This is a genomic window from Pseudomonas sp. BIGb0381 (assembly GCF_024809815.1).
Lineage (GTDB): Bacteria > Pseudomonadota > Gammaproteobacteria > Pseudomonadales > Pseudomonadaceae > Aquipseudomonas.
Map to the genome: position 1 here is coordinate 1,047,925 of NZ_JANUEN010000001.1, position 14,254 is coordinate 1,062,178.

At 61.0% G+C, this 14,254-nt stretch carries 14 protein-coding genes; 8 read left to right on the forward strand and 6 right to left on the reverse strand.

Features of this window, described 5'->3' with window-relative positions; genetic code table 11:
• The first annotated feature begins 28 nt into the window (after window positions 1-28).
• Window positions 29-1,213, forward strand: coding sequence for a purine nucleoside transporter PunC (gene punC / locus M2397_RS04970; RefSeq protein ID WP_131698980.1), 1,185 nt, complete (start codon window positions 29-31; stop codon window positions 1,211-1,213).
• On the opposite strand, the gene M2397_RS04975 is transcribed toward punC, so the two are convergent.
• Entirely contained in the window at window positions 1,210-2,043 is an 834-nt protein-coding gene (locus tag M2397_RS04975; protein ID WP_259242380.1) for a nucleoside-binding protein, read from the reverse strand. The two genes, punC and M2397_RS04975, sit on opposite strands and share 4 nt — an antisense overlap.
• A gap of 159 nt (window positions 2,044-2,202) precedes the next feature.
• Between M2397_RS04975 and M2397_RS04980 the strand changes: the two genes are divergently transcribed.
• Window positions 2,203-3,705 (forward strand): nucleobase:cation symporter-2 family protein, encoded by a 1,503-nt coding sequence (locus M2397_RS04980; protein WP_131698982.1) that lies wholly within the window; start codon window positions 2,203-2,205, stop codon window positions 3,703-3,705.
• A gap of 38 nt (window positions 3,706-3,743) precedes the next feature.
• Here the strand turns inward: M2397_RS04980 and M2397_RS04985 are convergent, their stop codons facing one another.
• Window positions 3,744-4,676: a proline iminopeptidase-family hydrolase gene (locus M2397_RS04985; RefSeq protein ID WP_131698983.1), complete on the reverse strand. Its 933-nt coding sequence runs from the start codon at window positions 4,674-4,676 to the stop codon at window positions 3,744-3,746.
• A 94-nt stretch (window positions 4,677-4,770) separates the two neighbouring features.
• Complete coding sequence (locus M2397_RS04990; RefSeq protein WP_131698984.1) at window positions 4,771-5,535, reverse strand: LuxR family transcriptional regulator; 765 nt, start codon at window positions 5,533-5,535, stop codon at window positions 4,771-4,773.
• A 183-nt stretch (window positions 5,536-5,718) separates the two neighbouring features.
• Here M2397_RS04990 and M2397_RS04995 point away from each other — a divergent pair, with 183 nt between their 5' ends.
• From M2397_RS04995 to M2397_RS05020, 6 genes are read left to right on the forward strand one after another with little or no spacing between them, the layout of a single operon-like run.
• Window positions 5,719-6,606 (forward strand): proline iminopeptidase-family hydrolase, encoded by an 888-nt coding sequence (locus M2397_RS04995; RefSeq protein ID WP_131698985.1) that lies wholly within the window; start codon window positions 5,719-5,721, stop codon window positions 6,604-6,606.
• 3 nt (window positions 6,607-6,609) lie between these two features.
• Entirely contained in the window at window positions 6,610-7,557 is a 948-nt protein-coding gene (locus M2397_RS05000; RefSeq protein WP_131698986.1) for an ABC transporter permease, read from the forward strand.
• Entirely contained in the window at window positions 7,554-8,411 is an 858-nt protein-coding gene (locus tag M2397_RS05005) for an ABC transporter permease (protein WP_131698987.1), read from the forward strand. The genes M2397_RS05000 and M2397_RS05005 overlap by 4 nt, the downstream gene beginning before the upstream one ends.
• Window positions 8,408-9,364, forward strand: coding sequence for an ABC transporter ATP-binding protein (locus tag M2397_RS05010; RefSeq protein ID WP_259242381.1), 957 nt, complete (start codon window positions 8,408-8,410; stop codon window positions 9,362-9,364). Before M2397_RS05005 ends, M2397_RS05010 begins: the two co-directional genes overlap by 4 nt.
• Window positions 9,361-10,380, forward strand: a complete 1,020-nt coding sequence (locus tag M2397_RS05015) for an ABC transporter ATP-binding protein (protein WP_167656134.1) — start codon at window positions 9,361-9,363, stop codon at window positions 10,378-10,380. Before M2397_RS05010 ends, M2397_RS05015 begins: the two co-directional genes overlap by 4 nt.
• A complete protein-coding gene (locus M2397_RS05020) occupies window positions 10,362-11,876 on the forward strand; it encodes an ABC transporter substrate-binding protein (protein ID WP_259242382.1) in 1,515 nt (504 codons plus the stop codon). The genes M2397_RS05015 and M2397_RS05020 overlap by 19 nt, the downstream gene beginning before the upstream one ends.
• Window positions 11,877-11,967: 91 nt before the next feature.
• Here M2397_RS05020 and M2397_RS05025 read toward each other — a convergent pair whose 3' ends face one another.
• The 3 genes from M2397_RS05025 to ubiG form a co-directional block, all read right to left on the reverse strand.
• Window positions 11,968-12,708, reverse strand: a complete 741-nt coding sequence (locus tag M2397_RS05025; RefSeq protein ID WP_131698991.1) for a YciK family oxidoreductase — start codon at window positions 12,706-12,708, stop codon at window positions 11,968-11,970.
• A gap of 125 nt (window positions 12,709-12,833) precedes the next feature.
• Entirely contained in the window at window positions 12,834-13,505 is a 672-nt protein-coding gene (gene mupP, locus M2397_RS05030; RefSeq protein WP_131698992.1) for an N-acetylmuramic acid 6-phosphate phosphatase MupP, read from the reverse strand.
• A 4-nt stretch (window positions 13,506-13,509) separates the two neighbouring features.
• Entirely contained in the window at window positions 13,510-14,208 is a 699-nt protein-coding gene (ubiG, locus tag M2397_RS05035; RefSeq protein ID WP_003172645.1) for a bifunctional 2-polyprenyl-6-hydroxyphenol methylase/3-demethylubiquinol 3-O-methyltransferase UbiG, read from the reverse strand.
• Between the last annotated feature and the right edge of the window lie 46 nt (window positions 14,209-14,254).

The window sequence follows — 14,254 nt, forward strand, 5'->3', positions numbered from 1 at the left end:
GTTTGATGGCAAGACTAACAAGGCTTCAATGAAAAATTCTTTTGGTTTCACCTGGTATCTGGCGGGGCTGAGCATGCTCGGTTATCTCGCCATGGACATGTATTTGCCGGCGTTCGGCGCCATGGGCGAGCAGTTGCATATTGGTGCGGGTGCGGTGGGCGCCAGCTTGAGTATTTTCCTCGCGGGCTTTGCGGTGGGGCAGTTGCTGTGGGGGCCGTTGTCCGACCGCCTGGGGCGCAAGCCGATCTTGCTCGCAGGCTTGAGCCTGTTTGTCGTGGGTTGCGCGGGGATGTTTTGGGTCGAGACCGCGCCGCAGTTGCTGGCCTTGCGCTTTATGCAGGCGATTGGCGTGTGTTCTGCGGCTGTCAGCTGGCAGGCGCTGGTGATCGACCGCTACCCGGCCGACAAGGCCCACCGCGTGTTCGCCAGCATCATGCCGTTGATGTCGTTGTCGCCGGCGCTGGCGCCGCTGTTGGGCGCAATGGTGCTGAACCACTTCGGTTGGCAGGCCATCTTCGGCGTATTGCTGGGGGTGTCGTTGCTGTTGTTGCTGCCCACGTTGTTCCTGCGCTCCGTGCCGAAACCTCAGACACGGGAAGGCGAATCTTCGCGCCTTGGCTATTGGCAGTTGCTCACCTCCCGGGTGTTTACCGGCAATGTGATGATCTTCGCCGCCTGCTCGGCCAGCTTCTTCGCCTGGCTGACCGCTTCGCCTTTCATCCTGGGCGACATGGGCTATAGCCCGAATGACATCGGCCTGAGCTACGTGCTCCCAACCTTGGCGTTTCTGGTGGGTGGCTACAGTTGCCGCAGCGCCTTGCAGCGCTTTCAGGGCAAGACGTTGCTGCCGTGGTTGCTGCTCGCCTATTGCGTCAGCATGGTGGCGTTGTACCTGGTCGCCACCTTGACCGTGCCGACGCTCACCACCTTGCTGATTCCGTTCTGCCTGATGGCGCTGGTCAACGGCGCCAGCTACCCGATCGTGGTGGCGAATGCGCTGATGCCGTTTGCAGAAAATTCCGGTAAGGCTGCCGCTCTGCAGAATACCCTGCAACTGGGCCTGTGCTTTCTCAGCAGCCTGTTGGTGTCGTCGATGATTGAGCAGCCGTTGCTGATCACGGCGATCGTGATGCTGGCGACCGCGCCTTTGGCCGTGTTGGGCTATTGGCTGGCGCGGCGCAACGCAGACGATTCGGAACTGGCGGCCGCCTAGAACGTCACTTCCATGTTCACCGTCGGCGTTGACGTACGGCTGCCCCGGCCGCCGTCCACGCCGAACTTGTTATGCCAGTATTCGTAACCCACCCCGAGGTACAGGTTCGGCTTCACGCCCTTGCCCGGTCGTACTGCGACCATCAGCGCGCTGCGCATCAGGGCTTCCGGTGCCGTGTCGCGGCCATGGTAGTCCGCGCCTTTTTCCCCGACGTAATTGATAAACCCCTGGAATTTCGCCGCATGGTTGGCGATCTCGAAAGGGCGCATCCACGTCAGGTTGAGCATGTAGGTGTCGTCGAACGTGTGGTCTGACTCCTGCGCGCCGGGGATCCCGGTGTGGTTGCGCTCCTTGTAGTACAGGAGGCTCAGGTCCAGCACGCCCACGGTGTTGAACTTCAAGGTAGGACCGATCACCAGCGCACGTTTTTTCGCCGAAGCGACGTTGTTGTTGCGGTTGGCATCAAAGCCCAGGGTCAGCGCGTAATCCTTGATCAGCCCGGTGCCCAGCGGCACATCCAGCGCCCGTGACGCATACAACTGATGCCGGTACACCGCGTACACCTCACTGCCGCCGTGGTCGGTGCCCTTGCGCGGGTCGTGGCTGTCGGACAGGAACACATCCAGGTTCAGGAAGTTGCTGCCATACCGGTAGCCGCTGGCGTGGGTAAAGCTGTAGATGCGCTTGCTGAAATCGTCGGGGTTATTCGGATTGGTGAACTGCTGGCCGTAGCGAAAACCGACGCTGTTGTTCATCCATTCCACCGCGACAGCCTCCCCGCCGCCGAGGAGGGTGAGTGCAACGGTGGCGCCCTGTAATGCCTTTTTCATTGTTTTAGTGTCCTTTGGCGTTCTGGCTCATCACGGCCCAATGGTTTTTGTAACGCCGGTGGAGGGTATCTTGTTCGATTGATTGTATACAACTATATGGACATCTAGTCTTAAGATTGAATACAGTGTCCGCACAACAAAAACAGAGATCCCCTCACCATGACTATCCCGAAGGCGTCACCGCAGCGGCCGGAAGATGAGAATCTAGGCGTCGCCGCTAACATGGCTTACGGCCTGCAGCATGTGCTCACCATGTACGGCGGCATCGTCGCGGTACCCTTGATCGTCGGCCAGGCGGCCGGGCTGTCGCCGGCGGATATTGGTCTCTTGATCGCCGCATCGTTGTTTGCCGGTGGCCTCGCCACCTTGTTGCAAACCCTTGGCCTGCCGTTCTTTGGCTGTCAGTTGCCGTTGGTGCAGGGCGTGTCGTTTGCCGGTGTGGCGACCATGGTGGCGATTGTCGGCAGCGATGGCGCCGGCGGAGTGCCGGCGATTCTCGGCGCGGTGATGGCCGCGTCGTTTATCGGGCTGTTGATCACCCCGGTGTTCTCGCGGATCACCCAGTTTTTCCCGCCGTTGGTGACCGGTATCGTGATTACCACCATCGGCCTCACCCTGATGCCCGTGGCGGCGCGCTGGGCCATGGGCGGTAACAGCCGCGCGGCGGATTTCGGCAGCATGCCCAATATCGGCCTGGCGGCGTTGACCCTGGTGCTGGTGCTGCTATTGAGCAAGATCGGCAGCGCAACCATCTCGCGCCTGTCGATCCTGCTGGCGATGGTGATCGGTACGGTGATAGCGGTGTTCCTCGGCATGGCGGATTTTTCCGGCGTCACCCAGGGGCCAATGTTCGGTTTCCCTACGCCATTCCATTTCGGCATGCCGACCTTTCACATCGCGGCGATCATTTCCATGTGCATCGTGGTGATGGTGACCCTGGTGGAAACCTCGGCCGACATCCTGGCGGTGGGCGAAATCATCGACACCAAGGTCGACTCCAAACGCCTGGGCAACGGCCTGCGCGCCGATATGCTGTCGAGCATGTTCGCGCCGATCTTCGGTTCGTTCACCCAGAGTGCCTTCGCCCAGAACGTAGGCCTGGTGGCGGTGACCGGGGTGAAGAGTCGCTTTGTGGTCGCAACGGGTGGGCTATTCCTGGTGATCCTCGGCTTGCTGCCATTCATGGGGCGGGTAATCGCCGCGGTGCCGACCTCGGTACTGGGCGGTGCCGGGATTGTGCTGTTTGGCACCGTGGCGGCCAGTGGTATTCGCACTTTGTCCAAGGTGGACTACCGCAACAACATGAACCTGATCATCGTTGCCACCTCCATCGGTTTCGGCATGATCCCGATTGCTGCGCCGAGTTTCTACGACCAATTCCCCGGCTGGTTCGCGACCATTTTCCACTCGGGTATTAGTTCGTCGGCGATCATGGCGATCCTGTTGAACCTGGCGTTCAACCATTTCACTGCGGGTAATTCAGACCAGCAGTCGGTGTTTGTGGCGGGGACTGAGCGCAGTTTGTGCTTCCACGACGTATCGGCATTGCGCGAGGGGGATTACTTCAGTGGCGGCAAGTTGTTCGATGCCGAGGGCAAGGAGATTCCATTGGTGGCGGAGGTGCCAAGGAAAGCTGCACAAGCTGAAACCACAGAGGTCTAAAAATGTAGGAGGGGCACCGCCCCTCCCACATTTGGAACTCAACCAGCCTTGCGGACTGTGTGCGGAACAGAACACGCCTCATCCAGAAACTTCACCACGGTGCCCATGCACGCCTGGCGTTCTTCCACGTGGGGCATGTGGCTGGAGTCTTCGAACAGCGCCCAGCGCACATCCGCGATCTCATCCAGGAACGGCTTGACCACCAGTGGCGTGGCCTCATCATGCCGGCCGGAGATCACCAGGGTCGGCACCTTGATTGCCGACAGGCGGCCAATGGATTTCCAGTCCTTCAGGCTGCCGATTACGTGGAACTCGGTCGGGCCGCTCATGGCGTGGTACACCGTGGGGTCTGAGTCGACCTGGGCGAAGGTGCGCGCCACTTCTTCCGGCCACGGGTTAACGCGGCACACATGCTGGTCATAGAACACCCGTGAGGCGGCGAGGTATTCCGGGTCGTTATACGTGCCGGCGGCTTCATGCTTGAGCAGGGTTTCATGCACGCCTTGGGGCAGCAGTTTGCGCAGGCGGTTGGCCTCGCTGACCCAGGTGCGCATGCAGGTTGGCGAGTTGGCCGGGATAAACGCACGCAGGCCCTTGGGTTGCAGGATTGCGTGCTCGCTGCCGAGCATGCCGCCCCAGGACTGGCCGAGGATCGCGTAGTTATCGCTGATTTGCAGGTGGTCCAGCAGGTTATCCAGTTCTTTAAGAAACAGATCGACGGTCCAGAAGGACGGGTCTTTCTCAGGCAAGTGCGTGGAGCGGCCATTGCCGAGTTGGTCGTAGTGGATGACCGCATGACCGCTGGCTGCGACGTCCTTGAAGGCGTCGACATAATCATGGGTGCAGCCGGGGCCACCGTGGATGACCACCAACGGTGTACGGCCGCTGGCCAGATCACCCGTGACGCGGTACCAAGTCTGGTAGGCGCCAAACGTGGCATACCCTTCGCGGATTTTTTCGATGAATTCCATTTCGTACCCTGCTCTGAAAATAAAGGATCAGGGACACGATAAGCCTTGGGCAACATTCAGGTAACTAGCAAAACAGCTAGGTTTTGCCAAAAAGTCAGTCTTCGAGCAGGCGGTAATGGGTCGCGCGCACCACGGCCTGTACACGGTTCTTGGCCCCCAGTTTGTGCATCGCCGAGGCAAGGTGCAGGGTGATCACCGCCAGTGAACGGCTCAATTGCGTGGCGATTTCGGCGGCGGTCAGGCCTTCGGCGGCCCATTTGAGGCATTCGCGCTCGCGTTTGGTCAGGTGAATGTGCGGGTAGGTGCGCAGCTCCTTGCCGAACAGCGGGTAGGCCGCTTCCTGCAAAGCGTGGGAAATCAGGCTGAAGTCCGACAAGGTCTGCTGCGCGTCCTGCAGCACGGTTGGCGTGTTGCCGGTGCGCAAGCCGGTCAGTGAAGCGAAGCCGCCACGGGGCAGATGCATCGGAACGCTGACGCCGCAGGTCAGTTGCTGGTCGTGCAGGTAGGACGAAACGGGGGCGTGACAGGGGTCGATGATGGTTTGCAGGGCCGTGTCAGCCTTGGCTTCGTAGGACCACACGAACGGTGACACCGTGCGCAGGGCCAGGTGTTGCACCGGATCGATCTGGTAGAACCCTTTGCTGCACCACAACCCATGCCAATCGGTCGGCGTGTTGCGCAGCTCCAGCACCGATGGGGTGATCAATGCACCATCCTGGTCTATTGGCACCGGGGTGTAGTCGTACACCAGTGCATCGAAGCCCATCTGCTGGGCGAGGATGAACGTGTTGTCCATCTGCTCATCCAGGCTCCTGCCCGGCATCAGACGATTGTTGAAGGCAGTTAGCTTGGCCAGCATCCGTTCTGCTCCCGAATTCATTTGAATCTCGACTTCCTGCAAGTAGAATGCCACGCCCCGGCGAAGGACTGCCAGGCCAAACCTATAAGAAATACTAGGTTATGGACGCGCGGCATCCTCGGTAGTGTTGGCCTGATAAACGGCCGCTACCCGCCAGGCCGATACAACACAAGGAATGTATGCATGTGGCGTGAAATTGCCCCCGACCAGCAGTACAACGTGCAAGTCGATGGCCACAACCTCGTGGTCTACAGCTTCGGCGAAGGCGATGAGGTGCTCTTGTGTCTCAACGGCGGGCCGGGCCTGCCGTGTGACTACTTGCGCGACGCCCATGGCTGGCTCAAGGACCATAACCTGCGAGTGGTTGCATTCGACCAGCTTGGCACAGGCGCATCAGCCAGACCGACCGATGTTTCCCTGTGGGAAATCCGCCGTTATGTCGAAGAAGTCGAAACCGTGCGCCAAGCCCTGGATCTCGGCCGCGTGCACCTGCTCGGGCATTCCTGGGGCGGCTGGCTGGGCATCGAATACGCCATCCATTACCCCGACACGCTGAAAAGCCTGATCCTCGAAAACACCGTCGGCGACATTCCGCATCTTTCTCAAGAACTCGAACGCCTGCGCGGCGCGCTGGGCAGTGAGACCGTGGCGATGATGCAGCGCCACGAAGCCATGGGCACCCTGGATCACCCGCAATACCAGGCCGCGATAACGTTGCTCAACTATCGCCACGTCTGCCGCCTGGACGAATGGCCCGAACCGGTCAAGCGCTCCCTCGGCGACTGGAACATGGGCCCCTACGAAACCATGCAGGGCCCCAATGAATTCCTCTACGTCGGCAACCTCAAGGACTGGAACCGCATCCCCGAGATGGCCGCTTTCAGCATGCCGATCCTGATCACCACCGGCCAGCACGACGAACTCACCCCGGCCTGCGCCATGCGCATGAAGATGGCGGCCAGACACGCCGAACTGCATGTATTTCCCAACAGCAGCCATATGCCGTTCTATGAGGAGCCACACGCTTATTTTCCGGTACTGTTGGACTTTCTCGCTCGCCACCGAGGCTGACAGATGAACCTGGCGCGCTACCGTTTTGTACTGTCCCGGCCGCTGCAATTGCTGCCGGTACTGTTTGGCATCAGCCTGATCACGTTTGTGCTGGTGCGCTCGATCCCGGGCGACCCGGCACGCGCCTTGCTCGGCTCGCGCAGCACGCCGGACGCTTTGCTGAAAATCCGCGCCCAGTACGGCCTCGACCAGCCTTTGTGGCAGCAGTATTTCTACTTCCTGAAGAACCTGCTCAAGGGCGACCTCGGCCAATCACTGCTGTACAAAGTCGACGCCTTGAAGCTGATCGTCACCCGTATCGAACCCACCCTGGTGCTGGTGCTCGGCAGCGTGGTGCTGGCGCTGCTGATTGCGGTGCCGCTGGCGACGTTGGCCGCACGCAATAAAGGCGGGTGGGCGGATAACCTGATCCGTGTGTTCACCACCGTGGGCCTGGGCATGCCGGCGTTCTGGCTGGGCCTGATGCTGATCCTGCTGCTCAGTGTGCAATGGGGCCTGTTCCCGGTGTCCGGCTACGGCCGCACCTGGCTGGACAAGGCGCACCATATGGTCTTGCCGTGCCTGACCATCGCCCTGGCGCTGTCGGCGGTGCTGGTACGCAACCTGCGGGCGAGCATGTTGATGGAGCTGCAGGCCGACCACGTCACTGCCGCGCGGGCCCGCGGGTTGTCGGAAGCTGCGGTGTTCCGTCGCCATGTGCTGCCCAATTCCCTGGTGCCGGCGGTCAACCTGCTGGCGGTGAATATTGGCTGGCTGATCAGCGGCACCGTCGTGATCGAAAGCCTGTTCGCCATTCCCGGTATCGGCCAATTGCTGGTGCGCGGCATTTTTACCCGCGACTACATGGTGGTGCAGGGCGTGGCGATGGTGCTGGCCTGCGCGACGGTGGTGGTCAACTTCCTCGCCGATGTGGTCACGGTGGCCCTCGACCCACGGGTGAAGATGCAATGAGCAGTCGCCCGTTGATTGCCCCGTGGCGCCTGCGCCTGCGTTTTGGTTTTCGCAATGGCCGACTGACGGCCGCGTGGGGGCTGTTGATTCTGTCTGTGTGGCTGGCCCTGGCCGTGTTTGCGCCGTGGATCGCCCCCTATGACCCCATTGCGCAAAACACGGAAATGGCATTGCTCGGCCCTGGCCTGGCCCATCCATTTGGCACTGATAATTACGGTCGAGACATCCTTTCGAGGGTTATCTGGGGCGCGCGCGTCGACCTGCAGCTTGCCATCATCGGGGTGATATTCCCGTTCATGATCGGCACGTTTGTCGGTGCCGTTTCTGGCTATATCGGCGGGCGCTTCGACAGCTTCTGCATGCGTGTGATCGATGTGATCCTGGCGTTTCCGTTCCTGGTGTTGATGCTGGCGATCATGGCCATCCTCGGTCCGGGCCTGAAGAGCTTTTATATCGCCATGGCGCTGGTCGGCTGGGTCTCGTACGCGCGGCTGATCCGCTCACAGATCCTGGTGCTCAAGGAGAGCGACTTTGCCCTGGCGGCCAAGAGCCTGGGTTTTGGCCATGGGCGCATCCTGTTCCGGCATTTGCTGCCGAATGCGATGTTTGGCTCGATTGTGTTTTCCATGTCTGACGCGGTTCTGGTGCTGCTCAACGGTGCGGCCGTGAGCTACCTGGGCCTGGGCGTGCAACCGCCGACGGCGGAGTGGGGGACGATGATTGCCGAAGGGCAGGCGTTTATCACCACGGCCTGGTGGATCTGCACCTTTCCGGGGTTGGCCATCGTGACCCTGGCCATGGGCTTCAGCTTGCTGGCCGATGGCGTGGCGCAAGTGTTGGGGGATCGCTCATGAGTCTGCTTCAAGTGCGGGATCTTAGTGTGATCGCCAATAACAGCGGGCGCGATGTGACCCTGGTCGACCGCGTGTCCTTCGACCTGGCCGAAGGCGAGATCCTCGGCCTGGTGGGTGAAAGCGGCTCGGGCAAGACCATGGCCTGCCGTGGCTTGATGCGCTTGTTGCCGTCGCCCAACCTGCGCGTCCAGGGCGGTGCGGTACGCCTGGCGGGCCAGGACCTGCTGCAACTGGATGACACCGGCATGCGCGCGGTGCGTGGCGGGCAGTTGGGCATGATCTTCCAGAACCCCAGCAGCCACCTTGACCCGTTGATGCGCATCGGCGATCAGATCGCCGAAGGCATTCGCCTGCATCAGGGTGCGTCGAAAAAAGACGCGCGCCGACAAGCCATCGAGGTGCTGCGCCAGGTGGGCATTCCCGATCCCCAGGCACGGATCGACAACTATCCCCATGAGTTTTCCGGTGGCATGCGCCAACGCGCGATGATCGCCGTGGCCCTGGGCTGCAACCCGAGCGTATTGATTGCCGACGAACCGACCACGGCTTTGGACGTGACCGTGCAGGCACAGATCCTGCGCCTGTTGCTGGACCTGCGTGACCAGCGCGGCCTGTCGATCATCATGATCACCCACGACCTCGGCGTGGTCGCGCAAACCTGTGACTCCATCGCGGTGATGTACGCCGGGCGCCTGTGTGAACACGGCAGCAAGTACGACGTGCTCGCCCATCCGCAACACCCCTACACCGCCGGCCTGATTGATTGCCAGCCGGCCCACAGCAGTGGCCATGCGTTGCTGCGCACTATCCCCGGCCAGCCGCCCTTGCTCGATGCGTTACCCGACGGCTGCCGCTTCAACCCGCGTTGCCCGCAGGTCGGCGCGTTGTGCACCGAACTGTTGCCTGAAGGCGCGCGCGTGGCGTGTCACTACCCGTTGGGAGCGCGCCCATGAGCCTGTTGCAGATCAAGGACCTGGAGGTGCGGTTCGCCGCGTCCGGCACGGGTGTGTTCGGCCTGAACAAGCAGTGGGTGAGGGCGGTGAACGGTGTGTCGCTGAACCTGGCTGCCGGTGAAACCCTGGGGTTGGTGGGGGAGTCCGGCAGCGGCAAAAGCACCTTGGGCCGCGCGATCCTGCACCTCAACCCGATCAGTGCCGGGCAGGTGCTGTTCGATGGCATCGACATGGCCCATGGCAGCGCGGTCGACATCGCGCGCCTGCGCCATGAAACGGCGATGATCTTCCAGGATCCCTACGCCGCGTTGAACCCGCGCCACACCATCGGCGAAACCATCGCCGAGGTGCTGCGGGTGCAGCGCAAAGTCCCGGCAGCGCGCATCCCGGCTCGCGTAAACGAGTTGCTTGACCTAGTCGGCCTGCGCCCCGAACTGGCCAGTCGCAAACCCGGCTCCCTCAGTGGCGGCCAATGCCAGCGTGTCGGTATTGCCCGGGCGCTGGCGGTGGAGCCACGTTTGATCATTGCCGACGAATGCGTGGCGGCGCTGGATGTATCGATCCAGGGCCAGATCATCAACCTGCTGTTGGAACTGCAACAGCGCATGAACCTGGCGATCCTGTTTATCGCCCACGATTTGGCCATCGTGCGGCGCCTGTGCGACCGCGTGGCGGTGATGTACCTGGGCAAGATCGTCGAGGAAGGGCCGGTGGAAGCGGTCTTCACCTCGCCGCGCCATCCGTATACAGCCGCGTTGATCGAGGCGATTCCGGAGATCGATCCGCACCGGCCTTTGCCGACGCAGCCGTTGCCTGGCGAGCCGCCGAGCCCCCTGAATTTGCCTGCGGGTTGTGCCTTCCACCCGCGTTGCCGGTACGCCCGGACGATGTGTTCCGTGGTATTGCCGCCTACCCATTCCCTGCACGAGCATCGGTACAGTTGCGTGCTTGAAGAACCGTTGACCCTTCCTGCCCATCATGAACAAGGAGTTATGACATGCAATCCCGCCACTTGAAGTTGCTTGCCGCTGCCACGTTGACAGCTTGGTCGCTGACCGCCGGCCTGGCCCAGGCCGCCGGCGTCCTCACCATCGGCTGCCGTGAAGACAGCACCACGTTCGACCCGATCAAAAGCGCGCAAAACCGCGATACCTGGGTATTCGCCAACGTCTACGACACCCTGGTACGCGTGGATAACCTGGGCACCAAGATGGAGCCGGGCCTGGCTGAAAGCTGGGACATCTCCAAGGACGGCCTGACCTACACGTTCAAACTGCGAGATGTGAAGTTCTCCGATGGCTCGCCAATCACTGCCGAGGACGCGGCGTTCAGCCTGCTGCGTATCCGCGACAACAAGGCCTCGTTGTGGGCTGATCCGTTCAACCTGATCAACACGGCCAAGGCATCAGACCCGCACACCCTGGTCGTCACGCTGAAGACTCCGGCGGTAGCTTTCCTGTCGCAACTGGCCTCGCCGACGGTTTCGATCCTGTCGGAAAAAGCCATGACCAAAATGGGGGAAGACGCCTACTCCGAAAATCCGGTGACCTCCGGCGCGTTTACCGTGGACGAATGGCGCAAGGGCGACCGGGTCATCCTGAAGAAGAACCCGAATTTCTGGCAGGCCAAGAAGGTCAGCCTGGACGGCGTGGAGTGGGTCTCCGTGACCGACGACAACACGCGGATGCGCATGGTGCAGAACAACGAGTTGGACACGGCGATCTTCGTACCGTTTTCCCGGGTTGAAGAACTGAAGAAAGACAAGAACGTGGTGATCCACTCCGACCCGTCCACCCGTGAAGATCACCTGCTGATCAACCACGCCCACGGCCTGCTGGCCAAGCAGGAAGTACGCGAGGCGCTGGACATGGCGATCGACAAACAGTCGCTGGTGAAAACCGCCACTTACGGTCAAGGCACGGTGGCCTATTCCTACATCCCGAAAGGCTCGTTGTTCCACTACGCCAACAACCTGCAACGCCCGTATGACCCGACCGCCGCCAAGCAGCTGTTGGAAAAGGCTGGCGCGAAGGACTTGAAGCTCAACTATGTGGTCAACGCCGGCAACGAAGCCGACGAGCAGATCGCTGTGATCATCAAGGACCAGTTGGCCAAGGTCGGTGTGACCGCCAACCTGCAGAAAGTCGACCCGACCCAAAGCTGGCAGATGCTGGTGGACGGTGAGTACGATATTTCGGTGATGTACTGGACCAACGACATCCTCGACCCGGACCAGAAGACCACCTTCGTGCTTGGCCACGACACCAACCAGAATTACATGACCCGCTACAAGAATGACAAGGTCAAGGACTTGGTCGCAGCGGCGCGCATTGAGGCCGACCCGGTCAAGCGTGAGCAGATGTATGTGGAGTTGCAGAAACTGGCGAAACAGGATGTGAACTGGATCGACCTGTACTACAGCCCGTACATCAACATCTCACGCAAGAATGTGAGCAACTTCCTGCAAAACCCGCTGGGGCGCTTCACCCTTGAGGAAGTGGTGAAGAACTAAGAGCCAGAGAACACCGCAATACAAATGTGGGAGGGGGCAAGTCGAATCGTCGCACCGCCCCTCCCGCATTTAGTTCCGGTTGTGTCAGTTGTTACTGCGCGTCAAACGCCTGCCCATTGATGCCGGTACTGTCCGGCCCCATCAGGTACAGGTACACCGGCATGATCTCTTCCGGTGCCGGCCTTTCCATCGGGTTCTCCCCTGGATACGCCTGGGCCCGCATGCTGGTGCGCGTGCCGCCCGGGTTGATGCTGTTGGCCCTTACCGCAGCCACGTCTTCGAGCTCATCCGCCAGGGTTTGCATCAAGCCTTCAGTGGCAAATTTCGACACACCATAAGCCCCCCAATACGCCCGGCCCTTACGCCCGACGCTGCTGGAGGTGAACACCACCGACGCATCCTGGGACAGCTTGAGCAGCGGCAGCAACGTGCTGGTGAGCATGAACATCGCATTGACGTTGATGTGCATCACCCGCATGAAGTTCTCGCCGGACAACTGCTCGATCGGCGTACGTGGGCCAATGATCGAGGCGTTGTGCAGCAGGCCATCGAGGTGGCCGAATTCTTTTTCGATCATCGCTGCCAGCTCATCGTATTGATGGGGCAGGGCGGTCTCCAGGTTGAAGGGGATCACCACTGGCTGCGCGTGGCCGGCCGCTTCGATCTCGTCATACACCTGGGCCAGGTTGGCTTCGGTCTTGCCCAGCAACAGTACGGTGGCGCCATGGGCAGCGTAGGTTTTCGCCGCCGCCGCACCAATCCCGCGACCGGCGCCGGTCACCAGGATGACCCGGCCTTTGAGCAGTTCTGGACGTGCAGAGTAATCAAACATAAAAAGCCTCGACAGAATTCAGCAGGTTACAAACACCAATCTGGAAAACGCTGAAGATCCTCTGTGGGAGGGGGCAAGCCCCTCCCACATTTGGATCTTCATCAATCAGTAAGGCCGGTGAGCCATCAGCAACTGCACAATGCGTTATCCAGCACCTTGCGCAGTTCCAGCGGGTGATCCACCACCACATCCGCCCCCCAGTGCCGTGGGTTGTCATCCGGGTGGATATAGCCATAAGTCACCGCCGCCGTGCGGGTGCCGGCATCGCGGCCGGATTCGATATCACGCAGGTCATCGCCCACGAACAACACGCTGGCCGGGTCCAGGTCGAGCATCTTGCACGCCAGGATCATCGGCTCCGGGTCCGGCTTGCTGTTTTTCACGTGGTCCGGGCAGATCAGCAGGGCCGAACGCTCGGCGAGGCCCAACTGCTGCATGATCGGCTCGGCAAAGCGCAGTGGCTTGTTGGTGACGACGCCCCAGATCAGCTTGGCCTTCTCGATGTCTTCCAGAAGCTCGGCCATGCCGTCGAACAATTTGCTGTGGACGGCGCAACCTTTCAGGTAACGCTCGAGGAATTCCAGGCGCAGTTCTTCAAAGCCAGGCGTTTCCGGGTCCATCGAGAAGGTCACGGCGACCATCGCCCGCGCACCGCCGGAGATTTCATCGCGGATGTGCTGGTCGTTGATCGGTGGCAGGCCACGGTCGGCACGCATGGCCTGGCAGATGGCGATAAAGTCCGGCGCGGTGTCCAGGAGGGTACCGTCCATGTCGAAGAGAACCGCTCGCAACTTCACAGGCTTATTCCTCGCGCAGGGTCTGGATCATGTAGTTGACGTCAACGTCGCTGGCCAGCTTGTAGTGCTTGGTCAGCGGGTTGTAGGTCAGGCCGATGATGTCCTTGACGGTCAGTCCGGCCTGGCGGCTCCACGCACCCAGTTCGGAAGGGCGAATGAATTTCTTGAAATCGTGGGTGCCGCGCGGCAGCAGCTTCATGATGTATTCGGCGCCGATGATCGCGAACAGGTAGGCCTTGGGGTTGCGGTTGATGGTGGAGAAGAACACCTGGCCGCCCGGCTTGACCATGCGGAAGCAGGCGCGGATCACTGAGGAGGGGTCTGGCACGTGCTCCAGCATTTCCAGACAGGTGACCACGTCGAACTGCTCTGGCATTTCTTCGGCCAGGGCTTCGGCGGTGATCTGGCGATATTCCACGCTCACACCGGATTCCAACTGGTGCAACTGGGCCACGGCCAGCGGCGCTTCGCCCATGTCGATTCCCATCACGGTCGCGCCGCGCTGGGCCATGGCTTCGCTGAGGATGCCGCCGCCGCAACCGACGTCCAGCACCTTCTTGCCGGCCAGGTTGACGCGTTCGTCAATCCAGTTGACCCGCAGCGGGTTGATGTCGTGCAGGGGCTTGAACTCGCTTTCGCGGTCCCACCAGCGGTGGGCCAGGGCTTCAAACTTGGCGATTTCGGCGTGGTCGACGTTGCTCATGGTGAATCCTCTAAATCTGATAAATCGGTTTGTCGGTCCTGAACAC